This is a genomic window from Tenebrionibacter intestinalis, assembly GCF_016632365.1.
Classification (GTDB): Bacteria; Pseudomonadota; Gammaproteobacteria; order Enterobacterales; family Enterobacteriaceae; genus Tenebrionibacter; species Tenebrionibacter intestinalis.
Genome location: NZ_JAEPBH010000015.1, coordinates 42,952 through 64,827 on the forward strand (window position 1 = coordinate 42,952; position 21,876 = coordinate 64,827).

22 protein-coding genes and 4 pseudogenes are annotated in these 21,876 nt (G+C 55.2%); 13 read left to right on the forward strand and 13 right to left on the reverse strand.

Annotation, left to right across the window (positions count from 1 at the left end):
- Positions 1–36: 36 nt before the first annotated feature.
- Positions 37–1,191, forward strand: a complete 1,155-nt coding sequence (locus JJB97_RS07365; protein ID WP_238713385.1) for a lactonase family protein — start codon at positions 37–39, stop codon at positions 1,189–1,191.
- A 23-nt stretch (positions 1,192–1,214) separates the two neighbouring features.
- Positions 1,215–3,125, forward strand: a complete 1,911-nt coding sequence (locus JJB97_RS07370) for a BglG family transcription antiterminator (RefSeq protein WP_238713386.1) — start codon at positions 1,215–1,217, stop codon at positions 3,123–3,125.
- Positions 3,126–3,133: 8 nt separating this feature from the next.
- Here JJB97_RS07370 and JJB97_RS07375 read toward each other — a convergent pair whose 3' ends face one another.
- On the reverse strand, positions 3,134–4,147 hold the full coding sequence (locus JJB97_RS07375; protein ID WP_238713387.1) for a luciferase-like monooxygenase: 1,014 nt from the start codon (positions 4,145–4,147) through the stop codon (positions 3,134–3,136).
- A gap of 202 nt (positions 4,148–4,349) precedes the next feature.
- Between JJB97_RS07375 and JJB97_RS07380 the strand changes: the two genes are divergently transcribed.
- Positions 4,350–4,598 carry a type II toxin-antitoxin system CcdA family antitoxin gene (locus JJB97_RS07380; protein ID WP_238713388.1) on the forward strand — a complete coding sequence of 83 codons (249 nt, stop codon included), beginning with the start codon at positions 4,350–4,352 and terminating at the stop codon, positions 4,596–4,598.
- A 508-nt stretch (positions 4,599–5,106) separates the two neighbouring features.
- Here JJB97_RS07380 and JJB97_RS07385 read toward each other — a convergent pair.
- Both JJB97_RS07385 and ubiU read right to left on the reverse strand, forming a co-directional pair.
- Positions 5,107–5,988 (reverse strand): U32 family peptidase, encoded by an 882-nt coding sequence (locus tag JJB97_RS07385; protein ID WP_238713389.1) that lies wholly within the window; start codon positions 5,986–5,988, stop codon positions 5,107–5,109.
- Positions 5,989–5,996: 8 nt separating this feature from the next.
- The gene (gene ubiU / locus JJB97_RS07390) at positions 5,997–6,992 is read right to left on the reverse strand and encodes a ubiquinone anaerobic biosynthesis protein UbiU (protein WP_238713390.1); all 996 of its coding nucleotides are present in this window, start codon (positions 6,990–6,992) and stop codon (positions 5,997–5,999) included.
- A 219-nt stretch (positions 6,993–7,211) separates the two neighbouring features.
- Here ubiU and ubiT point away from each other — a divergent pair, with 219 nt between their 5' ends.
- Together ubiT and JJB97_RS07400 are read left to right on the forward strand one after the other, a co-directional pair.
- Entirely contained in the window at positions 7,212–7,736 is a 525-nt protein-coding gene (gene ubiT, locus JJB97_RS07395; RefSeq protein WP_238713391.1) for a ubiquinone anaerobic biosynthesis accessory factor UbiT, read from the forward strand.
- Positions 7,730–8,233, forward strand: coding sequence for a GNAT family N-acetyltransferase (locus tag JJB97_RS07400; protein WP_238713392.1), 504 nt, complete (start codon positions 7,730–7,732; stop codon positions 8,231–8,233). The genes ubiT and JJB97_RS07400 overlap by 7 nt, the downstream gene beginning before the upstream one ends.
- Here the strand turns inward: JJB97_RS07400 and JJB97_RS07405 are convergent.
- The gene (locus JJB97_RS07405) at positions 8,220–8,507 is read right to left on the reverse strand and encodes a GIY-YIG nuclease family protein (RefSeq protein ID WP_238713393.1); all 288 of its coding nucleotides are present in this window, start codon (positions 8,505–8,507) and stop codon (positions 8,220–8,222) included. The genes JJB97_RS07400 and JJB97_RS07405 overlap by 14 nt on opposite strands.
- Positions 8,508–8,608: 101 nt before the next feature.
- Between JJB97_RS07405 and JJB97_RS07410 the strand changes: the two genes are divergently transcribed.
- The 3 genes from JJB97_RS07410 to JJB97_RS07420 all read left to right on the forward strand — a co-directional run bounded on the left by JJB97_RS07410 (position 8,609) and on the right by JJB97_RS07420 (position 10,311).
- A complete protein-coding gene (locus JJB97_RS07410) occupies positions 8,609–9,067 on the forward strand; it encodes a YhbP family protein (protein ID WP_238713394.1) in 459 nt (152 codons plus the stop codon).
- 37 nt (positions 9,068–9,104) lie between these two features.
- A complete protein-coding gene (locus tag JJB97_RS07415; RefSeq protein WP_238713395.1) occupies positions 9,105–9,755 on the forward strand; it encodes a Rossmann-fold NAD(P)-binding domain-containing protein in 651 nt (216 codons plus the stop codon).
- Positions 9,756–9,948: 193 nt separating this feature from the next.
- Positions 9,949–10,311 (forward strand): YfaZ family outer membrane protein, encoded by a 363-nt coding sequence (locus JJB97_RS07420; RefSeq protein ID WP_238713396.1) that lies wholly within the window; start codon positions 9,949–9,951, stop codon positions 10,309–10,311.
- Between the two features lie 99 nt (positions 10,312–10,410).
- Here JJB97_RS07420 and JJB97_RS07425 read toward each other — a convergent pair.
- The 4 genes and pseudogenes from JJB97_RS07425 to JJB97_RS07440 form a co-directional block, all read right to left on the reverse strand.
- Positions 10,411–10,692: pseudogene (locus tag JJB97_RS07425) on the reverse strand (tyrosine-type recombinase/integrase); the annotation flags it as partial.
- Positions 10,693–10,865: 173 nt separating this feature from the next.
- On the reverse strand, positions 10,866–11,363 hold the full coding sequence (locus JJB97_RS07430; RefSeq protein WP_238713397.1) for a hypothetical protein: 498 nt from the start codon (positions 11,361–11,363) through the stop codon (positions 10,866–10,868).
- A pseudogene (locus JJB97_RS07435) lies at positions 11,278–11,496 on the reverse strand (polymorphic toxin type 44 domain-containing protein); the annotation flags it as partial. The gene JJB97_RS07430 and the pseudogene JJB97_RS07435, both read right to left, overlap by 86 nt.
- A 597-nt stretch (positions 11,497–12,093) precedes the next feature.
- Positions 12,094–12,609, reverse strand: a pseudogene (locus tag JJB97_RS07440) (phage portal protein); the annotation flags it as partial.
- Position 12,610: 1 nt separating this feature from the next.
- Here JJB97_RS07440 and JJB97_RS07445 point away from each other — a divergent pair.
- A pseudogene (locus JJB97_RS07445) lies at positions 12,611–12,787 on the forward strand (phage late control D family protein); the annotation flags it as partial.
- A 75-nt stretch (positions 12,788–12,862) separates the two neighbouring features.
- Here JJB97_RS07445 and dolP read toward each other — a convergent pair.
- From dolP to JJB97_RS07465, 4 genes are read right to left on the reverse strand one after another with little or no spacing between them, the layout of a single operon-like run.
- Entirely contained in the window at positions 12,863–13,438 is a 576-nt protein-coding gene (gene dolP / locus JJB97_RS07450) for a division/outer membrane stress-associated lipid-binding lipoprotein (RefSeq protein WP_238713398.1), read from the reverse strand.
- A 14-nt stretch (positions 13,439–13,452) separates the two neighbouring features.
- Positions 13,453–14,040, reverse strand: a complete 588-nt coding sequence (diaA, locus tag JJB97_RS07455; protein ID WP_238713399.1) for a DnaA initiator-associating protein DiaA — start codon at positions 14,038–14,040, stop codon at positions 13,453–13,455.
- Positions 14,041–14,067: 27 nt separating this feature from the next.
- Complete coding sequence (locus JJB97_RS07460; RefSeq protein WP_238713400.1) at positions 14,068–14,463, reverse strand: YraN family protein; 396 nt, start codon at positions 14,461–14,463, stop codon at positions 14,068–14,070.
- Positions 14,421–16,424, reverse strand: coding sequence for a penicillin-binding protein activator (locus JJB97_RS07465; RefSeq protein WP_238713401.1), 2,004 nt, complete (start codon positions 16,422–16,424; stop codon positions 14,421–14,423). Before JJB97_RS07465 ends, JJB97_RS07460 begins: the two co-directional genes overlap by 43 nt.
- Before the next feature lie 60 nt (positions 16,425–16,484).
- Here JJB97_RS07465 and rsmI point away from each other — a divergent pair, with 60 nt between their 5' ends.
- Both rsmI and JJB97_RS07475 read left to right on the forward strand, forming a co-directional pair.
- Positions 16,485–17,360, forward strand: a complete 876-nt coding sequence (gene rsmI, locus JJB97_RS07470; protein WP_238713402.1) for a 16S rRNA (cytidine(1402)-2'-O)-methyltransferase — start codon at positions 16,485–16,487, stop codon at positions 17,358–17,360.
- 281 nt (positions 17,361–17,641) lie between these two features.
- Positions 17,642–17,998 (forward strand): hypothetical protein, encoded by a 357-nt coding sequence (locus tag JJB97_RS07475; protein WP_238713403.1) that lies wholly within the window; start codon positions 17,642–17,644, stop codon positions 17,996–17,998.
- On the opposite strand, the gene garD is transcribed toward JJB97_RS07475, so the two are convergent.
- Positions 17,962–19,533 carry a galactarate dehydratase gene (gene garD, locus JJB97_RS07480; protein ID WP_238713404.1) on the reverse strand — a complete coding sequence of 524 codons (1,572 nt, stop codon included), beginning with the start codon at positions 19,531–19,533 and terminating at the stop codon, positions 17,962–17,964. The genes JJB97_RS07475 and garD overlap by 37 nt on opposite strands.
- 543 nt (positions 19,534–20,076) lie before the next feature.
- On the opposite strand from garD, the gene garL reads away from it, so the two are divergent.
- Together garL and garR are read left to right on the forward strand one after the other, a co-directional pair.
- Positions 20,077–20,847 (forward strand): 2-dehydro-3-deoxyglucarate aldolase, encoded by a 771-nt coding sequence (gene garL / locus JJB97_RS07485; RefSeq protein ID WP_238713405.1) that lies wholly within the window; start codon positions 20,077–20,079, stop codon positions 20,845–20,847.
- A 14-nt stretch (positions 20,848–20,861) separates the two neighbouring features.
- Positions 20,862–21,770 carry a 2-hydroxy-3-oxopropionate reductase gene (gene garR, locus JJB97_RS07490; RefSeq protein WP_263457897.1) on the forward strand — a complete coding sequence of 303 codons (909 nt, stop codon included), beginning with the start codon at positions 20,862–20,864 and terminating at the stop codon, positions 21,768–21,770.
- The last annotated feature ends 106 nt before the right edge of the window (positions 21,771–21,876 follow it).

Sequence of the window (21,876 nt, forward strand, 5' to 3'; positions counted from 1 at the left end):
TTTCCTGTGCAGTGTGCGTAAAACGGAGGATACAACATGGCACTGAAACATACTCTGCTGGCGCTTACCCTGGCTACCTGCGCGGGTTCAGCGCTGGCGGCGCAAAAATATTATGCCTGGGTCGGCACATACAACCCTAACGGAGAGGGGCTTTATCGCTTTCAGTTGAATCTGAAAACCGGGGCGCTGACTGAGCGAACGTTGGTCAGTTCACTGCCTGACGCCGCTCAGCTAACGGCCTCCGCTGACGGCAAAACGCTCTACCTTGCCAGTGAAGCGAAGAACGGCGTGATTCAGGCGCTGCGCGTGAAGGACAGCGGCGAGCTGGAAATACTAAATCAGGTTGCGTCCGGCGGCGATGGGCCGGTTTACTTATCGCTGACGCCCAATGGCCGCTACCTGTTGGCGGCAAATTACGCCAGCGGCTCTGTTGCAGTCTTGCCGGTAAAAGCAGACGGCAGCCTGGGGGAGGCCTGCGATATACAGCAGCATGAAGGCGAGCCGGGAGCGGCAAAGCCCGCAGCGGCGGTAGAAGGTAGTTTTGCCGCCAGCGATCACAACGGGCCGCATGCGCACATGATTGCCGCCGATCCGCAGGGAAAATTTGTGTTTGCCACCGATCTGGGTTTGGATCGGATTTATCAGTATCGCTTTGATGATGAAACCGGCAAACTCACGCCGAACGATCCGCCGTTTATTGCCGCGTCGTCCGCAGGCGCCGGGCCGCGCCACTTTGTGTTTACGCCCAAAGGCGATGCGCTATGGCTGATTAATGAAGAGGCTTCAACGCTGACGGGCTATAAGCTTGATGGTAAAAAAGGCACGCTGACGGAAGGTAAAACAGTATCTTCACTGCCTGCGGGCTATAAAGGCACCAGCTTTGCTGCAGGCCTGGCGCTGGACAGCAGAGGTACAAATCTTTACATCGCTAACCGATTGCGCAATAGCATTTCCCACTTTACGCTTGGCAGCGATGGCGAATTTGTGTTTAAGGATGAAGTCTGGACCGGAGGCGATTATCCACGCACGATAACGTTAACGCCGGACGGGCGCTGGTTATACGCCATGAACCAGCGCAGCGACAATATTACTCGTTTTAGCGTTGCCCGTGATTGCGGTAAATTAACGCCTGCCGGAGAATTTACTCCAGTGGGCAGCCCTTCGCAGATGGTTATTACGCTGTTGAAGTAAGCGGTTAAGTAGAGGAAGCAGAGTTGCAATTTCCCAACCAACGCCTGGCTCACCTGTTTGAGCTATTGCAAAATGAAACGCTGCCGCAGGATGAACTGGCACGCAGGCTCTCTGTTTCTACCCGTACCGTTCGCACCGATATCGCCGCGCTTAACGCGCTTTTGCAGCGGCATGGGGCGCAATTTGTACTCAACCGCGGCGCGGGTTATCAGCTTAAGGTACACGATCCTTCTCGCTACAAGGCGCTGCGTGAGTCGCCGCAGCGCCAGCTACGCACGCCGCGTACCGGCCCTGAGCGCGTGCAATATCTGCTGGTGCGCTTTCTGACGTCGGCGTTTTCCCTCAAGCTTGAGGACCTGGCCGAAGAATGGTTCGTTAGCCGCGCGACGCTGCAAAATGATATGGCGGAAGTGCGTGAGTGGTTTAACCGCTACAACCTGACCATTGAAACTCGCCCGCGTTACGGTATGAAACTCTTTGGCAACGAAATGTCCATTCGCGCCAGCCTTACTGATTTACTGTGGCAGATCTGGCTTGAAGAGAGTGAAAACCCTCTCCTGACTGAAGGCGTGCTGGGCGATGGCGGGCCACAGCAGATGGCGGCAATAGTTCATGACTGCTTTAGCCGTTACCGTATTCGTATGACCGACGAAGGCGAGCAATTTATCTGTTTGTATTGCGCTGTAGCGGTGCGGCGCATTCGTGAAGGGTATCCGCTGTCCGGATTTAGCGCTGACGACGTGGATGATAACGTGCGCGACGCGGCGCGCGATATCGCGCACGCGTTGCAAAGCCTGGCCGGAAAGCCGCTGTCCGCCTCGGAGGAGAACTGGTTACGGGTGCATATTGCCGCACGCCAGATTCAGGAAGTTGCGCCAAGCGCCATTAGCGCTGACGACGATGAAGCGCTGGTGAACTACATACTGAGTTATATCAACACCCATTTTAACTACAACTTGCTCGCTGATGAGCAGTTGCACGCTGACCTGCTCACCCACATTAAGACAATGATTACCCGGGTGCGTTATCAAATTAATCTACCCAATCCGCTGCTTGCGAATATCAAGCAGCATTATCCCCTTGCCTGGGATATGACGCTGGCGGCGGTGTCGAGCTGGGGAAAATACACGCCGTATACCATCAGCGAAAATGAGGTGGGTTTTCTGGTATTGCATATCGGCGTTGGGCTGGAGCGTCATTACAATATCGGTTATCGGCGCGAGCCGCACGTACTGCTGGTGTGTGACACCGGCAATTCCACGGTACGTATGATCCAGGCGATGTTGTTGCGTAAATATCCGCAACTGGAGATCATGCGTATCATCTCTTTGCGCGAGTATGAACAACTGGAAGAGGTTGAGGAAGACTTTGTTATTTCCACTGCCCGCGTAAGTGAAAAAGATAAGCCGGTAGTGGTGATGTCGCCATTTCCAACCGACTATCAGCTTGACCAGATTGGTAAACTGGTGCTGGTGGATCGCACGCGCCCCTGGATGCTGGAAAAGTACTTCGATGCCGGGCATTTTCGCATTATCGATAAGCCTGTGACGCAGCAGTTATTATTTAATGAGCTGTGCGCGCAGTTACAGGCTGAGGGCTATGTTGACAGCGATTTTCTGCCGTCGGTTGTGGAGCGCGAAGCTATCGTCAGCACCATGCTGGGCGAAGGCATTGCGCTGCCGCACTCCCTTGGTCTGTTGGCGCAGCGCACCGTGGTGTATACCGTACTGGCGCCGCAGGGGATACAGTGGGGCGATGAAGTGGCTTATGTCATCTTTCTGCTGGCCATCAGTAAGCGCGAATATGAAGAAGCGATGGCGATTTATGACGTGTTTGTTACCTTTTTGCGAGAAAGAGTCATGTCCCGGCTACGGGACAGCCGGGATTTTGCCGAGTTTAAAGCGGTTGCGATAGAATCGCTGAGCCGCTTCTGACGCTTACCTCAGGCCTGTAGCGCCTCGCATACCTGCATTGTCAGCTCGAAAGAGCGCAGGCGTGCTTCATGATCGAAAATTTGGCCGTTAACCATAATTTCGTTTGCCTGTGTTTCGTTCAGGATAGCCTGCAAACCGTGGCGTACTTTTGCTTTGTCTCCCACCAGCGACATGTTCAGCGCCTGCTGTGCGCCATATTGCTCAGCCGGGCTCCAGAAACGGTTGATGTCTTCAACGGGGGGCGGCAGCTCGCTGCTTTCGCCGCGGCGCAGCTTTACAAACGCCTGTTGTATAGAGGTAAACAGGTATTGCGCGTCGCGGTTGCTGTCGGCGGCGATAACATTGAGGCATACCATGACATAGGGCTTTTGCAGGCGAGCAGAGGGCTGGAAATGGCTGCGATAAAGGTGCAGAGCCTGAAGCAGCATATCGGGCGCAAAATGAGAGGCGAAAGCGAACGGCAGACCCATTTTTGCGGCCAACTGAGCGCTGTACAGGCTTGATCCCAACAGCCACACAGGAAGTCTGCTGCCGAACCCCGGTACCGGGCGCACCGGCGTTGCCGGATCGCGGGCGTCGAACCAGTCCACCAGCTCTGCTACATCATGCGGAAAATTATCGATATCCTGATGAAGCATATTGCGGCGCAGCGCCATCATCGTTCGCTGATCGCTGCCCGGCGCGCGGCCAAGCCCGAGGTCGATACGACCCGGATACAGCGCCTCCAGCGTGCCAAACTGCTCGGCAATGACCAGTGGCGCATGGTTAGGCAGCATTACGCCGCCTGCGCCAAGATGCAGCGTTGTGGTATTGGCCGCCAGATAGCCAATCAGCACCGATGTCGCAGCGCTGGCAATGCCCGCCATATTGTGGTGTTCCGCCAGCCAGTAGCGATGGTAGCCGCGCTTCTCGGCAAGTTGAGCCAGCTCCAGCGAGCGGCGGAATGCTTCGGGGGCGCTGGAGCCTTCAGTAATGGGAGCAAGATCCAGCACGGAAAATGGAATGACGATTTTATCAGACATAGTGACTCACTTTGTTTTTCAGCGCCATAGATTTCGCCAGACCCTGCTGGCCTGCGGTTTTCATAGCGCATACTTCCCGTTATCAAAGCGAGATTTTAGCGTATTTACATGGTGATTTATCGGCATGCGTGTGATGTTTTGTTTGCTTTTTGTGCAGTAATAAACACAATTATGCGCATACCTGTGCGCAAAGGAGAGGACCATGAGTACAATAACCGCCCCGCGCCACGGCCAGAAAAGAAGCACAAACGTATATCTCAGCGTTGCGCTAGTCGAGAAAGCTCGCAGCTTTGATATGAATCTGTCGGCTACTCTTGATGCGCTACTTGCTCAGGCGATAGAAGAAATACAACGCAAGCGTCAGCAAGAAAAAGCGGATATGCAGGCGATGAACGCATTTATGGAAAAAGTCGGCACTATTACAGATGACGACTTTTTCGGGGGTCTTTAAGAAAGGAGCCAGGCGTGGCCAGACAATTCGACGCGTACCCTAAACCTTCGGCAAAGAGCAACGCACACTGGCCATATTAACTTATCCTTCAGAATGATTTTTATGACAGTCTCGCCACAAGGCTGGCGGCGCTGCGGGTGTTGAGTAGCCATTTGGGTCAAACCCGAATTACACCGCGGGTAAGTATTGAAGGCGCTGGGTAGTATATTTTCACCCCAACCCTTACCTGTCTGGATGTGCGCAAAATTAAGCGTGCGGATTTCGTTTGCAATATGAGTGATTACAGGGGGGATATTCTGGCAGCGATGGATGCCCTTATCACCAATACCTGAGAATAAAACAGGTCTGCCCCGGCGGGCTGCCCGAAGGCCGTTGATAAACGCCGATACGTGCGTTTTTAGCCCGAAATGTCGGAAAAATAAATTAGGCGAATCAGCGTATAACGACAAAGAAAACAAAACCCCGGTATTGTTCTCTTTGCCATTAAACTGAGGGCTGCCCGTTAACGTCAGCGTTGCACCAGCTCCAGCCCGGCAACGCGGCGCCAGTAGCCGTTACACTCGGCGTTGGCCGTAAGCGGCAGCGGCGCGGCCCCTGTTTCATTCGCGCGAAAGGCCTCAAGCGTCGCGAGAGTTTCCTGGCCTTCAGGCGACAGGCGTACTATGTCCACCAGACCGTGCATGGATTGCAGTTCGTTACCCAGGTTATAGACATAGCCGCTCATGGTCTGAATACCGTTAAGGGTGAAGACCTGCTGCTGCTCCTGAGACAGCATCTGCCGGCCGTTAGGGTAGTGGATACAGCAGGTTTCGCATTCATCCTTTGGCCTGTCCTGCGAGCGGGCGGTAAAGCAGCGTGCCGAATACGCCAGCGGCAGATGGCCGTAGCTCAGCACTTCCACTTCAAACTGATTTCGAATCCCCAGCTCGTCGCACTGCGTCAGCAGATTTATCAGCCAGTCGCGGGACAGTTCCACCGGCATGCACCAGCGCGTCATACCTTGCCTGAGCAGCAGGCGCAGCGTAACCGCGTTGTAGCAGTTTAGCGCGTGGCCGGCAACGAAAGGCAGGCGGCGTTCGGCGGCCATGTTTACCACGCCGAGATCGTTTGCTTCGATCAGGAAATCGCCGTTATCCACATAACGCTTAAGTTCGTTAACTTCTGAAGATGCCTGCACCAGCGCAAGGGTGGAAAGCACAACCTGCTTGCCCGCAGCCGCCAGGCTGCGCGCTAACGCCAGCCAGTCGCCTGCTTTGGTGGCGCGCCGTTTGCTGCATACGGTTTCACCAAGGTAAATGATATCGGCGCTGCCGGCGGCGGCGGCCTGGTAAAATGCTTCCAGCGTTTCTTTTGGCCAGTACCACAGCACTGGCCCCAGGGAATATTTCATCGTTTCTCCTACTGCCATTTACGGTGATAGGCGCCCAGCGTTGTTTGCGTGCCTTCGGCCATCGCGCCCAGCGAGTCCATCCACGACGCAAGCGGCGTGAAATGCTGTGGATCGGCCAGGCAGCGGTCAATGGCCTGGCGCCATACTTTAGCGACCTGGCTTACGTAGGCCGGGCTACGCTGACGCCCTTCTATTTTCACTGAGACAACGCCCGCCGCCAGCAGCTCCGGCAGCAATGCCAGCGTGTTAAGGCTGGTTGGCTCTTCAAGCGCATGATAGCGTTGGCCATCAACCAGGTAGCGGCCTTTACATAATGTGGGATAACCGGCGTTTTCACTATCCTGATAACGGTCAATCAATACGTTATTGAGGCGAGATTCCAGCCCCTGCGGCGTCTGTTGCCAGCGAACGAAACGCGCCGGCGAACAGGCTCCTACGGTGTTAGGCGATTCACCGGTGAGATAGGAAGAAAGATAACAGCGCCCTTCGGCCATAATACACAGGCTACCGAAGGCGAACACCTCCAGCGGCACAGGCGTAACGCGCGCCAGTTGTTTCACCTGATGAATAGACAGCACGCGCGGCAACACCACGCGCGCCACGTCAAAATGATTTTTGTAGAAACGAATAGCTTCTTCATTGGTGGCGCTGGCCTGCACCGAGACGTGGCGCTCAACGTGCGGGTAGCGCTCAGCGGCATATTCCAGCATAGCCAGATCCGCCAGAATGAGCGCATCGGCGCCGAGTTGAGCTGCCATATCAACCGCCCGCTGCCAGCGCGCGTAGCCGTCCGGGTGCGCAAACGTGTTGATGGCGATATGCAGCTTGCGATGATGCCGGCGAACAAAATTTACGGCGTCCTGCAGTCGTTTTTCATTGAAATTAAGACCGGCGAAGTGGCGGGCGTTGGTATCGTCCTTAAGACCGATGTAAACCGCATCGGCGCCGTTTTCAATGGCTGCCTTTAGTGCTGGCAGGTTACCGGCGGGGCAAAGCAATTCCATAATCTATCCTGACGTTATGCGCGTGACGCGACGAAAATGTTAACGAAGCGTGATTTTAGTTAACCCTCTGGCGACACTTTTTGATTTGAGGCAGCTAATCGCGTATTGATCAAAAGGGAGCACGCTGGCTTTCTGTGCGTGCAATTGTTGATTTTAGCCGCTATATACGTAAAACGTTGTGGCACAATAGCCCGGACTTTTTTTCAGGGAGTAATGCCCGTGTTGGATAAACTGCGTTCGCGTCTGGTACGTACCGGACCGTCACTGTTGAGAATGCCGCTTCAACTGGCGCCGTTTGCGCTCAAGCGCCAGGCGCTGGAGCAACTGCTGGGTTGGCAGTTTCGCCAGGCGCTGGAGGAAGGCGATCTCGACTTCCTCAATGGGCGTTGGCTGCGTATTGAGGTTCGCGATTTAGGTTTGCTGTGGTTCACATCGGTTGAGGATAACAAACTTGTCGTGCGCGAAGCGGCGCAGGCAGACGTCAGCTTCAGCGCCGACGCCCACGATCTGCTGATGATTGCCGCGCGTAAGCAGGATCCGGATACGCTGTTTTTCCAGCGCCGCCTGGTCATTGAAGGCGATACGGAGCTGGGTCTTTATGTTAAAAATCTTATGGATGCGATTGAACCAGAAGCTATGCCTAAACCGCTATATGTGCTGCTTATGCAGGCGGCGGCTTTTGTGGAAGCTGGGCTAAAAACAGCTTGCGCGGTACAGGAAACTTCGGTAGGTGAGCCATGCTAATTCGAGTGGAAATTCCGATTGACGCGCCGGGTATCGACGCCCTGCTACGCCGCGCCTTTAAGGGCGATGCAGAAGCCGAATTAATTCAGCGTTTGCGTGAGGACGGGCAGATAACGCTTGGGCTTGTGGCGACGGATGACGAAGGCCAGGTGATTGGTTACGTAGCCTTCAGCCCGGTTAGCGTTGAAGGCGAAGATCTACAGTGGGTCGGCCTTGCGCCGCTGGCGGTGGATGACGCGCGGCGCGGGCAGGGTATTGGGCGTAATCTGGTGTACGAAGGGCTGGATGCGCTCAATGAATTTGGCTATGCGGCGGTGGTGACGCTTGGCGATCCGCAGCTTTATGGCCGCTTTGGTTTTGAGCCTGCGTCACGCTATGGCCTGCGCTGTCGCTGGCCGGATACCGCGGCCTATTTTTTAATTCATAAACTGGCCGACGATGCGCTCAACGGCGTGGGCGGCCTGGTAGAATATTCCGATCACTTTAACCATTTTTAACGCTTTCCAGCAGCGCCGTAAACGCGGCTTCATCGGCGATTAACCGCTCCTTCTGCGCTCTGGATAATTGCTTAATGCGATATTCCAGACGCAGCGCCAAAGAGCGGTCGCCCAGAGGCTGGCAGAACGCCAGCCGTAAATCCCCCTTGCCGCGCAGCGCTTTTGCGCCTTTGCCTGCCTGATGCTGAAGCAGGCGGCGCGCCACATCGGTCGTAATGCCGGTATAAAGCTGATTATGGGCGGTTCGGATAATGTATAACGACCAGTCGGACATGCTGTTTTGTTGATTGGGGCTGTTAGCGCACCTTATCACGCCGGCGCGCTGGCGGCACGGCGCGATTGCGTTTAACTTCAAAAAAACACGGGAGCGATGCAATGGATGCCCTTTCAACCATAAGCCGCTGGCTTAACCGACAGCATGTCATTACCTATTGCGTTAGTAACGGTGACGATTTCTGGTGCGCTAACGCGTTCTATATCTGGGACGCCGGGCGCGCCGCTTTTTATTTGTTGAGCGATACATCCACGCGCCATGCGCAAATCGCCGGCGAACGGGCCTGCGTTGCCGGCACGGTTAACGGGCAGCCCAAAACCGTAGCACGTATTCGCGGCGTGCAGTTTCGCGGCGAACTGCGGCTTCTGAGCGGCGAAGACGCCTCGCAAAAGCGCCAGCTTTACTGGCGGCGTTTTCCCATCGCGCGCACGATGCCCGCACCGGTCTGGGAGATCCTGCCTGATGAATTAAAGTTTACCGATAACACGCTTGGTTTTGGCAGTAAGGTCTTGTGGCGGCGTAAAAGGGCCGACGGTTCGCGCGGTGAGGCGCTATCGTAAATACTTAACGCACTGCTTTTCCTGAAAGAGAGATGTGATGAGTCAGATATTGCTCACTGGCGCGACCGGCCTTGTAGGCGGTGAACTGCTGCGTTTGCTAAACAGCGATCCTCGCGTAAGCCGGATTTTTGCGCCGGGCCGCCACCCGCTGCCGCCGATGGCGAAAGTCATCAGCCCTTGCGACCCCCAGCTTAGCGATGCGCTGGGCGCGGTTACGGGGCCGGTTGATATTGTGTTCTGCTGTCTGGGCACTACGCGCGGCGACGCAGGGAGTAAACAGGCATTTGTCCATGCCGACTATACGCTGGTTATTGACACAGCCCTGGTGGGGCGCAGGCTGGGCGCGCGGCATATGCTGGTCGTAAGCGCGATGGGGGCAAGCGCCGGCTCGCCGTTATTCTACAACCGGGTGAAAGGGAAAATGGAGCAGGCGCTTATCGCTCAGAACTGGCCGCGGCTGACCATTGCCCGGCCCTCTATGCTGTTGGGGCGACGTGCGAAGCCGCGTTTGAGCGAGTCGCTCTTTGCGCCATTTTTTCGTCTGATGCCCGGCCGCTGGCGGGCCATTCGTGCAAAGGACGTTGCGTTGGCCCTGCGCGAAGCCGCGTTTTTACCCCAGCCTGACGGCGTGACGATTCTGCGCTCCGATAAATTACTTGATATGGCGCGCAGCGCCAGCGCTCAGTAATGCCTCTGGTTTAGGCCGTTGAGTTAACACAGCCTCAACGCCCTGTTGATACGGGTTGCCTGCTGCACGAATTACTTTACACTCCCGCTTCGTATTGCCTGTTGTTAAGCGACGCCGTGCCGCTGCGAACGGCAGGCGTTTTCCTTTGCGGAGCGCGAGTGGACGACTGCGCTTCTTATTTTTGGTTGTCATAATGAAAAATTTCTTTAAAGCAGCGGCGCTTTCCTCTGTGCTGATTTCGGGTTCTGTTTTTACTATGGGTATAAGTCTGGAGAAGGGAAAAAGCTGGACGAATGTGGAAGCGGAGACAGGACGTGGTTGCGGCGGTCTGTATGCGCAGGGCAACTGGCTGAAAAATACTGATAACGGCGAACAGACCGGCGGCGTGGGGGCCGGGTATAATCTCATTCTCGGCCTGGCGTTCCCGGTTGGCGGCGGCGCGCGCATTAAGTTGATTAACGGCTTTGCGTTGTATGGTGAAGGCTATATCGCGCCAGACGGTTTTAGCAATAGCGTACGCAATTATACCGAAGCTAACGCAGGCGTTAGCTGGTGACATATAACCCCCCCTTGTTTTACAAGGGGGTATTTTATTAATCAATAGGTTAAGTAATTAACCTGCGACTAATTAAACTTATTTAGACCTGACTGGTGGTCATCGGATGGACACTCCTGTCAGGGGGTTCCGGGTTACGGCGTCCTGTAAATAGTCTGGCGCAAAATGCGCATAGACCATCGTCTGTTGGATGTTTGCATACCCCAGGATTCTCTGCAGGGTAATAATGTTCCCGTCCTGAATCATGACATGTGTCGCAAATGTATGCCGTAAAACGTGTACAGCTTGCCCGTCAGGAAGGTCGGGTTTCATTGTCTTCAGGGTTGTTCTAACGTGAGGATAGCTGGCGTTGAAAAGTCGCCCTGAAGTTTTCGTTTTCACAAACGCCTCAACGTCCTTTGCTATGGGAACGGAGCGGTTGTGAAGAAACGACCAGCGGCTCGCCAGTTTCAGTGCTCAATCTTGTAAGAAGTTAAGCGAGAACGCCGTCGGCGTCTGAAGTTTGCTTCAGGCGCTGACGAGGTTGAACAACGAGCTTTGCGAGGCGTTAGGCATTACTCAATCAGGTATGAAATTTTTAGAGTGATGTTTTTATTATTGTCATTGTAGGTGGTGGAATTATTCAGAAATAAAATCCGTCCATTGTATGAGATTTTTATTTTATCTGTGCTCAGGATTTTGACATCACTGATGCTGCCATATCCTGCAAGAAAAGGAGTTAGCGTTAATAGCTGGTTGGTTATGTCATTATCGCTGCCCTGAAGCCTGGATGATAAATAATAACGATAAATGACAGGTACAGTAGCCCCGCCATTACTGTTTTCAGTTATGTACAACCACAAACCGGAATTTATTTCATAGCGATGCTGTAGTGTGTCATTTTTTCTGTTGTCGTCACTGTAATTGATGACAATAAAGCCCCCAGTGACCAATGCCAGACATAGCGTGATGCAGCAGTGTATGTGTCTAATAGCCCTGGTGTTGAGCATAGATAATTCCTTCACGAATGAATCGCTGGTCTGTGGGGTCATCGCCGTAAGGTGGTTTGTCATACCAGTTGCCCCAAAGCGGATTGGATGTGCCAGCCCTTGACTGTGCGAACCCGGCCCCCATCAGAAGTATGTTGGCCGGTATGCCTGCTGCCGTGCCTGTTGCGCCAAAATTGAAATTACCAAAGTTGGCCCAGTATGGGTCGAATTGCTTATAGTCCCAGGGCCCACGATTCCTGACTTTCTGATAAAACCAATACTACGTTGACGGTGTTGCCATGTTGCGTGACATGCCATGCAGTCGTGCGTCACGCATATTGCTGTGTAAGATTTCTCTTGCAGATATTGGTCCAACGGGGATCCCTGTCATTAGTGAAGTCGTCCATTGCAGTTATCACCATGCGAGTTTGTTTATCAAATTTTAAGCGATAATGTAAGGGCTTTCGTTTGCCTGATTCATTGGCATTCAGTCATGCATGCAACGGGTGCATGTTTTCGCATGCGCCGGGCTTGCCTGTTCTGGCCCTGCAGCGCCAGCACTGGCGCGTATCCAGAGTGACCATGCAACTGCATTAAAACCGACCCGTTAAGCGGGCAGGTGTGGCGGGGAAAGCATTGCGCGCCAGAGGTGGTGCGCATTATTAAAAAATAACGTCTGAGCGCGTCGTGATGGCGCTGTCGTGGTGGCTGTCGGTTCGTGGCTGGTGTTGTGTGTCGGTGCGCGTGTGGGGCGTCTAATGCGGTTTAATGGCGGGGTGTGAAAAAGCCGCCATGATGGCGGCCTGTGTGGTGGTTATTCCGGGTTGTCGAGCGTGTACTCTTTGAACCTGATGACCTCAATGCCAAGCCAGTCGTTAATCTCCCTGAAGCGGTCCTGCAAAGTTGACAGCTCGTTACGCACAAAGACCCGCGCCACCTTCTCAACGTCACCCAGTGAGCCAATATTCTCGGGCTTGCCGCCCATGAGCTGGAACGGCACGCGATGGGCGTCCATCAGGTCAGCGGCGCTGGCTTTCTTGATGTTAAAAAAATCATCCTTAGTGGCGACTTCACTCAATGGCACAATTTTAATGCCGTCCGGTTTGCCATTGGGCGCGTAGAAGAACAGGTTTTTGAAATTCCCCAGCCCTTTTGAGCTGCGCATCGCCTCGCGTAGCGATTCGACGTCTGTCGCGCTCTGCGCCGGGTCGGTCACATACATGATGTAACCAGCGTGCGCACCGTTCTGGTAATACTTCCGGCGAAACAACGTGGCGGACTCATTCAGCCAGGCGGAATTAAGCGCGCTCAGGTATTCCGGCAGGCCGTAACCGAAGGCAAAGCCGGTCAGGAAAGCCAAAGCTAAAAAAGAGCAGGAAGCACGCGAAGGTGAATACATGGCCGGTGACGCCGATAACGTGCTGGCGCTGACCACGGTCTACGCGACAAAGGCGCAGGCCATGCGGGCGGCTCAGGCGAAGTGGGACAAGCTGCAGCGTGGCGTGGCTGGTTTGTAAAAAGCGCCCTTACCTTTGCGTTTTCAACGCTCAGGGCGCTTTAGTATGGGAGTAACCGGTGATGCGTTATTTGATGTATGTAAACGCCGTGGTAACGTGCTTCACACCGCTTATTCGGCTGGCGATATCGGCAGCGGCTTTACCTTCTTCGCTGGTTACAAGGCCCAGCAGAAATACTTCGCCGTTCTCCGTGGTCACTTTTACATTCGTTGATTTTACCCGATCGCTGGCCAGAAGCTGAGAGCGTACTTTGGTGGTAATCCAGGTATCGGATGAGGCAGTACCAATACCTATCGGTTCGCCCTGGCGGATTTCGTTATACACTTCGGCTGCGCCATCGGTACCCAGGGCGATTTTCTTAGCCTGTTCAGCCAGTTCAGGGGTAGGCGCCTGGCCGGTCAACAGGACTTTGCCCTGATAGGCGGTTACGCCGATACGCGCCTCTTTCTTCAGTTGCGCATCTTTGGATAGCGCATTATCAACGCGCAGCTCCAGCGTGCCATCGTCAACCTGGGTTCCCACAGAGCGCGGGTCGGTTGCCGTTTTGGTCGCAACGGCCGCAGTGCCGACGATTGCGGCGCCGATACAACCCTGTAATAGCAGCGCAGATATCAGAACCGCCAGCGGCGTCAGTACCTTCATGAATACTCCTTTCATTAACCTGGTAGTGGAAATAACGTGTTATCAATCAGATCGCACAGGCAGTTTACCGTCAGCATATGCATTTCCTGAATGCGTGTGCTGCGGTGGGAAGGAATACGGATCTCAACGTCCTGTGGACCAAGTAAGCCTGCGAGTTCGCCGCCATCGTAGCCGGTTAGCGCCACGATAGTCATATCACGGGTGACGGCCGCTTCCACAGCCTTAATAATCTCGCGGCTATTGCCGCGCGTGGATATTGCCAGTAGCACGTCGCCGGCATTGCCAAGCGCGCGCACCTGCTTGGCATAGACCTCTTCATGGAGACGATCGTTGGTAATTGCCGTAAGTACGACGTTATCAGCGCTCAGTGCGATAGCCGGCAGGCTTGGGCGTTCGGTCTCGAAGCGGTTAATCATGCTGGCGGCGAAGTGTTGCGCGTTGGCGGCGCCGGCGCCGTTGCCGCAGCAAAGCATTTTATTGCCGTTTAGCAGTGAGTGAACCAGCGTTGTGGCTGCGCGGGAAATGGCATCCGGCAAGGCTTCCGCCGCCGCAATTTGTGTTTGAATGCTTTCGGTAAAGCACGCTTTAATTCTATCGAGCACGATTTTCCTTTGAAAATAGACGGCACATTACTGGCTGAGGGAGAAGGCGTTAACGACCCATTCCACCTCGTTGCCGGTGAAGGCTAACACATCAAACCGGCAATCCACAGTATCAAAACATTCATTATGACGGGCAAGCCAGACTGCCGCGGCGCGCAACAGCTTTTGTTGTTTGCCGGGGGTGACGCTCGCCGCCGCGCCGCCGAACCGGTCGCTGGCGCGATAGCGGACTTCCACAAAAACGGTAGTCACGCCATGCGTCATGATAAGATCGATTTCACCGCCGCGTTCGCGCACGTTGGCGGCGATAAAGCGCAGCCCTTTATGCTCCAGCCAGCGGCGAGCCTGCGCTTCAACGAGCGCGCCCCGCCGCTGTCGGGTTAGTTTACCGCAACGATCCGGCCTTGTTGGTATTTGAGCCACGACATTTTACGTCCGATTACACAGTCGTCAGAGGCAATCAACGTGCCGGTATTGCCGGCTATCTGATGCCCCGGCATCTGGCGTATCTGGACGAACTGATTTGCCAGCGTCCAGGCGTCAGCGCCCATCGCATACAGGCGCGCCAGCGAATAATCGTTGCGCGACGCCGCCAGCGCCTGCTGTTGAAAAGCAGGGTTGCTGCCTGAAAGCGCCGGAATTTCACTGTATTCCAGCCCCTCCATTTCCAGACGGAAATCAGCGCCTGCGCCGCTTTGTGCGCTGCGCGAGCTGGCATAGAGCTGGACGCTGCTGCGGCTGCCGGTACGCATGGCGATCATCGGTTTAATCAATGCCAATTCGCTGCGTGTGGCCACAATATATACCGCATCCACATTGCCGGGCGTATCCTGGGCCTCCAGCGGCTGCGCAGGAACAGATGCGTTGTCTGCAAGGGCAGGCGCTTCCCGTTCAGTGGTGACCGGCGTTCCGGTCAGGGTTAGCCCTGTTCCGCGGTTGATTGCGCTGCGTAATTCGGCCTGGGCGCCGAAACGCTGCTGCAATACCGTATCGCCGCCCTGCTGTTGCCAGGCGTTAGCAAAAGCGCGCGTCACGCGGTCGCCCAGCGCGTTGCCCGGCGCCAGCAGCAGCGGGCGACGGTAGCCCTGCGCCCAAATATGCTCGGCGGCATCGCGGGCTTCATCTTCCGGAGAGAGCGCAAAGTAACAAACATTCGCACGGTTGCTGATATGTCCGGGTTGGTTAAGCGCCAGGACATTAAGGGGGGTATTGCTGGTGAGCATACGCTCAACGTCAGGCTTTAGCAGCGGACCGACGACCAGCGAAGCGCCGTCCCGTTGCGCCTGCGCCAGGATCTGGCTGACCGGTTGCTCCGTGGTGTCGTAAACGCGGACTTCTGCCGGAGTTTGCGCAGCGCTGGCGGCAGGCGTGGGCTGTGAATCCGCCTGCAATGGCGAGACAGACGAGTGGTTTTCAAGCAGTTCATCGACCGGCGCATTGGCTGGGCTGACCACATCGCCGCCGTTTGGCGTCTCTGCATAAGCAGGCGTAGGCTGTGTATCGGCGGCCGACGGACTGGTTTGCAGCAGTCCGTTTCGCGCGTCTTCAAACCCCCTTTTGAGCGCCTGGCCAAACACGCCGGCCTGGCCGTTGAGCGGCAGCAGTAGGGCAATTATGTTGGTTGTTGCGTGAGCGTTTTGCAGGTTATTCAACGCGCCAGGCAGCATTGTCGCGCCGGGGTTTTGCGGATAGCGGATGCGCCAGTCAGCAATGCCTGCTTTTAGCGCCTGTAAATTGTTGCGCTTGCTAAACCAGATTTGCTGTAAGTCGAGCCAACCCTGCAGTGTATTTTCCCGGGCGTTAATGACCAACGCGCGCGCCTGCTCCTCAGGCATGGCGCTAAGCGCCTGCCAGGTTGCGTCGATATTCTTTTGTTTCGCATCTCCCTGTAGCGAGGGCTCCTGCGCAATCAGCGCGCGCAGTAAACTCAGGGAGGGTTTGCCCTGGCTTGCGTTGATTTGCAACTGCCAGTAGCGCGCCTGCTGCGGCGCTTCCAGTTCATCGGGGTTGATGCTCGCCAGACGCGTGCGCGCGCCGGCGTAATCCTGGCGCAGTAGCGCAATTTCGGCGCTCAGCAGCGCATATTCGCGCCCCTGTTGGCCGCTCAGCCCGTGCGGTAGTTTGCCGTAAAGTTCGATAGCCTGGGGATTATCGCCTTCTTTTAACAAAGCGCGTATGGCAAGTAATTGCCAGTTTGTCCTGTTATCATCACGGCTTTGCTGCATTTGCTGTAAATAAAACGCGGAATTACCCTGTGTATCAGCCTGCAACAGAGACGCGCTCTGGTCTTTAGACTGAATGCCACAGCCGGAAAAAAGCATTGCGGCCAGCAGGACTGGCAGGCAGCGCCCGGCTTTAGAACGAAAAATTTTAGACGGTACCATACTGTATCCAGTGTTATTTTACCCAGCGGTCAATATTAAATCGGCAATACGGATGAAACAATGAAACAACTCGATTCAGCAGTGATTTCAGAAGGTACGCTATACATTGTACCGACGCCTATCGGCAACCTCAGCGACATAACGCGACGTGCGCTGGAGATTTTACAGGCCGTTGATCTGATTGCCGCTGAAGATACCCGCCATACCGGACTTTTACTCCAGCATTTCGCCATTAATGCGCGAATGTTTGCTCTGCACGACCATAACGAACAACAAAAAGCCGAAACACTGCTGGCGAAGCTGCGTGAAGGCCAGACGATAGCGCTGGTTTCCGACGCCGGCACGCCGCTTATTAACGATCCGGGCTACCATCTGGTGCGCGCCTGTCGTGACGCGGGCGTGCGTGTGGTGCCGTTGCCGGGACCGTGCGCGGCTATCGCCGCGCTGAGCGCCGCCGGGTTGCCGTCAGACCGTTTTTGTTATGAAGGTTTTTTGCCTGCAAAATCCAAAGGCCGCCGCGACGCGCTACAGGCGCTGGAGCAGGAGCCGCGCACGCTGATTTTTTACGAATCCACTCACCGCTTGCTCGACAGCCTGGCGGATATCCGCGCGGTGTTCGGCGAAGCGCGCTACGTGGTGCTGGCGCGTGAGCTGACGAAAACCTGGGAGTCGATTTACGGCGCGCCGGTAGGTGAGCTGCTGGCGTGGGTAAAGGAAGATGAAAACCGCCGCAAAGGCGAAATGGTGCTGATCGTCGAGGGCTATAAGGCTAACGAAGAAGCGCTGCCCGCCGAGGCGCTGCGCACGCTGGCGCTGTTACAGGCTGAGTTGCCGCTGAAAAAGGCGGCGGCGCTGGCGGCAGAAATCCATGGCGTGAAGAAAAACGCGTTATATAAATATGCGCTGGCGCTGCAGGCTAACGACCCGGCCACCTGAAGCGCGCTCTGGCAATGCCTGGCCGCGAAGAAGCGTGGAATATCCCAACGTGGGGCAATCTGCCGTATTTCTACGCCGTCCGGAAGGAAGGTTTACTCGCCGGGGCGGCAATAACGCCGTGATTGAGAAAATTAATAATCAATGGGTTAAGCGAACCTGCGCGTTGCCGCGTAAACCAGCCTTTGCGACAGGTTTCTGGCGGGTCATGCATACCAGACAGGTGGTTAAGTCGGCTTTGTGAATGCCTTTTGCACAGCGCTAAAAGGCATGGAGATTGTTGAATGACGCCAGGCCAAACGGACTCGGCCGCAAGCGGCTGCAATGTACAAGCGTATCCACGCGTTGATTTACATCGGAATGCCGCAAAGCGGGCAAATCCTCGTTTTTGCCCGCTTTATCGCCATTGTGGAGCATGGCATGACGCCATGCCCGGATTGTTGGCAAAAAAGGGAAAAACGGTTTTTTTCCTTTTTTGTGGTAAGCAGGCGAAAATCAATGCATTGATTTTCCTTTTTTATTGTGTTTCATCCATCCTGTCTGTGAAAGGATGGGGTTTGCCAGCCGTCTTAGCATGGCATGACGCCATGCTTTTTTATTGCGGTCAGGTCACTGGCGCGGGGTTAAACACCGCCAGTTGATTATACAGCCCCCATTGATCCGAATATGTTTTTTTACGTCCGCTGGCCACGTCGAGAATAAAGTGAAATAACTTCCAGCCTACATCTTCAATGCTCTCTTCGCCTGTGGCGATAGTGCCTGCGTTGATATCCATCAAATCATGCCAGCGCCGGGCAAGCTCCGTGCGCGTCGCCATTTTTATCACCGGCACTGCCGCCAGGCCGTATGGCGTGCCGCGCCCGGTGGTAAACACCTGCACCGTAATGCCGGATGCCAATTGCTGCGTGCCGCAGATAAAATCGCTGGCGGGCGTGGCGGCGTAAATAAGACCGCGCTTCGTCGGGCGTTGCCCGGGGGAGAGCACTTCGGCAATGGCGCTTTTGCCTGATTTAGCGATTGAGCCGAGCGCTTTTTCCACCACGTTAGCCAGGCCGCCTTTTTTATTGCCCGGTGACGGATTGGCGCTGCGATCGGTTTTTCCCATATCAAGATAGTTGTCATACCAGGCCATCTCTTCCAGCAGCCGTTTGCCTACCTCTTCGCTGGCCGCGCGCGGCGTCAACAGATGTATAGCGTCGCGGACCTCTGTGACTTCTGAGAACATGACCGTTGCGCCGCAGCGCACCAGCAGATCGGAGGCGTAGCCTACCGCCGGGTTAGCCGTCACGCCGGAAAAGGCGTCGCTGCCGCCGCACTGCATTCCCACCACTAACTCGCTGGCCGGGAAGGTTTCGCGCCGGCGCGCGTTGAGTTTTTCCAGGTGACGTTCGGCGGTCTGTAAGATCGCATCCACCATTGCGCGAAAGCCGGTATAGCGTTCATCCTGCAGGCGTACCACACTGGCGCCGTCTGTGGCACAAAGCTGTATATCATCGCTGCCTTCAAGCAGGCGTTCCGGCTGGAGTTTTTCGCAGCCGAGACCCACGACCATCACTTCGCCGCCAAAGTTGGGGTTAAGGGCGATATTGTGAATGGTGCGAATCGGCACGACTGCGGCAGGCGCGTTAATCGCCACGCCGCAGCCGTATAGATGATTCAGCCCGACTACGCCGTCCACATTGGGATAGCGCGGCAGCAGATCGCGTTCAATGATTTTCACCACATAATCAACCACGCCCGCCACGCAGTGTACGCTGGTGGTAATGCCAAGCAGGTTACGGGTGCCGACACTGCCGTTCGGATTGCGGTAGCCTTCAAAGGTATAGCCCGCCAGCGGCGCCAGCGGCTCCGGTATTCGGGTCGCCAGCGGCAGGCTATTGAGCGGCGGCGCTTTCGGCAACCTCACCAGAGACTCATCAATCCAACTGCCGCGTGGAATGTGGCGTTGGGCATAGCCAATAATTTCGCCATAACGCACGATTTCACCGCCTTCGGGAATATCCGCCAGCGCGGTTTTATGCCCCTGTGGAATATGCTCCGTGAGCGTCAGCCCATCGGGAAAGCGCGTACCGGCTTTAAGGCCGCCGTCATTGACGATAATTGCCACATTATCATCGTGGTGCACTTTTATATAAAAAGCGGCAGGGGGGGATTGTTGAATTTTAATCTCAGCCATTATCGTCTCCAGTAATACACCGCTTAACAGGAAATAAGCGCAATGAAAACGTGGGTTACTTGTTTAAGCAGCGCAAAGAAAAGCATGGGGGAAGTAATAGGGCAAAAATGTGAGGAAGATCGCCTTAAATGTACCCACCTGGCGCATGGAAGGCGTCAGGTTCGAGTTCTGTGGCGTAGACCCCACAGCTTCAGGCATATGTCGATAAAAAGCGTTTTTTATAATTTATATATTGGGCATATGTCCAGTGATGCGCCAGGGCCGGTTGTTTATAATAAGTGCGTTTTTGCTTTTCTTCAGTTAGCACAGGCGCTGAGTAATTCATCGCCGTGAATAAAAAAGCCCTTTTATTTATATCCCCGGCTTTGTACTCACAAGCGCGCTACCGCTTGCGTTATTTTTAATGCGGGCAATAACCGGTGCTGTTTTGTCGCTACTGAGTGGTTGTCTCTGGCCTGGGGCTGGGGGTTATTGTCCAGGCCTGTGTAAGCGATATTCAACGTTTGGCATTGCAAATAACGACTCAGGCAAAGGTTAATGCAAATGAATGACAACATTTTTCCTAATAAATTTAAGGCCGCGCTGGCGGCGCACCGGACTCAGATTGGCTGCTGGTCGGCGCTGGCGAACCCGATCAGTACCGAGGTGCTGGGGCTGGCGGGCTTTGACTGGATCGTGCTGGACGGCGAGCATGCGCCGAATGATATCACTACGTTTGTTCCGCAGCTTATGGCGCTCAAAGGCAGCGTGAGCGCGCCGGTAGTGCGCGCGCCGACCAACGATCCGGTAATTATCAAACGCCTGCTGGATATTGGTTTTTATAACTTTTTGATCCCGTTTGTGGAAAGCCGGGAAGAAGCTGAACGGGCGGTGGCTTCCACGCGTTATCCGCCCCGCGGTATTCGCGGTGTTTCCGTAAGCCACCGCAGTAATGGTTATGGCACTACCCCGGATTATTTCAGCCAGATCGACAACAATATCGCCGTTCTGGTGCAGATTGAAAGCCAGCCCGGGCTGGACAACCTTGAGGCGATTGCCGCTACAGACGGCGTAGATGGCCTCTTTGTCGGGCCTGGCGATCTTTGCGCGGCGCTGGGCTACCTTGGTAACCCGTCGCACCCGGAGGTGCAGCGCGCTATCAGGCATATTTTTGCTTGTGCGAAGACACACGGCAAACCGGCGGGCATTCTCGCCCCGGCGGAAGCAGACGCCCGGCGTTACCTGGAGTGGGGCGCAACCTTTGTCGCCGTAGGCAGCGACCTTGGCGTGTTCCGCGCCGCTACGCAGAAGCTGGCGGATCTCTTTAAAAAGTAAACACTTTCAGCCTATTGAGAGGGAACAAGATGACGACGTTAAAAGTAGGTTTCATTGGCCTTGGCATCATGGGTAAACCCATGAGCAAAAATCTTCTGAAAGCGGGCTATTCGCTGGTGGTGCTGGATCGTAATAAAGAGGCGGTTGCTGAGTTGATGCACGCTGGCGCGGAAAGCGCCGCCACGCCGAAAGCGGTGGCGGAATGCTGCGACGTAGTGATTACTATGCTGCCGAACTCGCCGCAGGTAACAGAGGTGGCGCTGGGTGAGAATGGCCTGCTTGAGGGCGCTCGCTCCGGCAGTACGCTGATTGATATGAGTTCTATTGCTCCGCTGGCAAGTCGGGAAATTTGTACGGCCTTGCAGGCCAAAGGAATGAATATGTTGGATGCGCCGGTGAGCGGCGGTGAACCGAAGGCCATTGACGGTACGCTCTCCGTGATGGTGGGCGGCGATAAAGCGCTATTCGATAAGTATTACGACCTGATGAAAGCGATGGCTGGCTCGGTGGTGCATACTGGCGAAATTGGCGCCGGAAACGTGACCAAACTGGCCAACCAGGTCATTGTGGCGTTAAATATCGCGGCCATGTCTGAAGCGTTGGTGTTGGCAACTAAAGCCGGGGTAAATCCGGATCTGGTCTATCAGGCGATTCGCGGTGGGCTGGCGGGCAGTACGGTGCTTGACGCCAAAGCGCCAATGGTAATGGATCGTAATTTCAGGCCGGGTTTTCGCATCGATCTGCACATTAAAGATTTAGCAAACGCGCTGGATACGTCGCACAGCGTAGGCGCACAGCTACCGCTGACAGCGGCGGTTATGGAGATGATGCAGGCGCTGCGTGCCGATGGGCTGGGTTCTGCCGATCACTGCGCGCTGGCGCGCTATTATGAAAACCTGGCGAAGATTGAAGTGTGTAAATAATCCTCGGGCGCGCAGCGTGCCCGGTTTTTCTGCCAGGCCGCTGCTGGCCTGGAGAGCGTGTTCTTGCGTGGAAATGACCAGCGCTGGCTTGGGTTGCGCGGCTGAG

What these genes read in the sequence shown, in the direction of transcription:
- JJB97_RS07375 (WP_238713387.1), bottom strand. Translation starts at nt 4,147, where the DNA reads ATGTCTGATAAAATCGTCATTCCATTTTCCGTGCTGGATCTTGCTCCC.
- ubiU (WP_238713390.1), bottom strand. Translation starts at nt 6,992, where the DNA reads ATGGAATTGCTTTGCCCCGCCGGTAACCTGCCAGCACTAAAGGCAGCC.
- garL (WP_238713405.1), top strand. Translation starts at nt 20,077, where the DNA reads ATGAATGACAACATTTTTCCTAATAAATTTAAGGCCGCGCTGGCGGCG.
- rsmI (WP_238713402.1), top strand. Translation starts at nt 16,485, where the DNA reads ATGAAACAACTCGATTCAGCAGTGATTTCAGAAGGTACGCTATACATT.
- JJB97_RS07465 (WP_238713401.1), bottom strand. Translation starts at nt 16,424, where the DNA reads ATGGTACCGTCTAAAATTTTTCGTTCTAAAGCCGGGCGCTGCCTGCCA.
- JJB97_RS07420 (WP_238713396.1), top strand. Translation starts at nt 9,949, where the DNA reads ATGAAAAATTTCTTTAAAGCAGCGGCGCTTTCCTCTGTGCTGATTTCG.
- garD (WP_238713404.1), bottom strand. Translation starts at nt 19,533, where the DNA reads ATGGCTGAGATTAAAATTCAACAATCCCCCCCTGCCGCTTTTTATATA.
- JJB97_RS07400 (WP_238713392.1), top strand. Translation starts at nt 7,730, where the DNA reads ATGCTAATTCGAGTGGAAATTCCGATTGACGCGCCGGGTATCGACGCC.
- dolP (WP_238713398.1), bottom strand. Translation starts at nt 13,438, where the DNA reads ATGAAGGTACTGACGCCGCTGGCGGTTCTGATATCTGCGCTGCTATTA.
- JJB97_RS07365 (WP_238713385.1), top strand. Translation starts at nt 37, where the DNA reads ATGGCACTGAAACATACTCTGCTGGCGCTTACCCTGGCTACCTGCGCG.
- JJB97_RS07405 (WP_238713393.1), bottom strand. Translation starts at nt 8,507, where the DNA reads ATGTCCGACTGGTCGTTATACATTATCCGAACCGCCCATAATCAGCTT.
- JJB97_RS07385 (WP_238713389.1), bottom strand. Translation starts at nt 5,988, where the DNA reads ATGAAATATTCCCTGGGGCCAGTGCTGTGGTACTGGCCAAAAGAAACG.
- JJB97_RS07410 (WP_238713394.1), top strand. Translation starts at nt 8,609, where the DNA reads ATGGATGCCCTTTCAACCATAAGCCGCTGGCTTAACCGACAGCATGTC.
- JJB97_RS07380 (WP_238713388.1), top strand. Translation starts at nt 4,350, where the DNA reads ATGAGTACAATAACCGCCCCGCGCCACGGCCAGAAAAGAAGCACAAAC.
- JJB97_RS07475 (WP_238713403.1), top strand. Translation starts at nt 17,642, where the DNA reads ATGACGCCAGGCCAAACGGACTCGGCCGCAAGCGGCTGCAATGTACAA.
- JJB97_RS07430 (WP_238713397.1), bottom strand. Translation starts at nt 11,363, where the DNA reads ATGACAAACCACCTTACGGCGATGACCCCACAGACCAGCGATTCATTC.
- JJB97_RS07415 (WP_238713395.1), top strand. Translation starts at nt 9,105, where the DNA reads ATGAGTCAGATATTGCTCACTGGCGCGACCGGCCTTGTAGGCGGTGAA.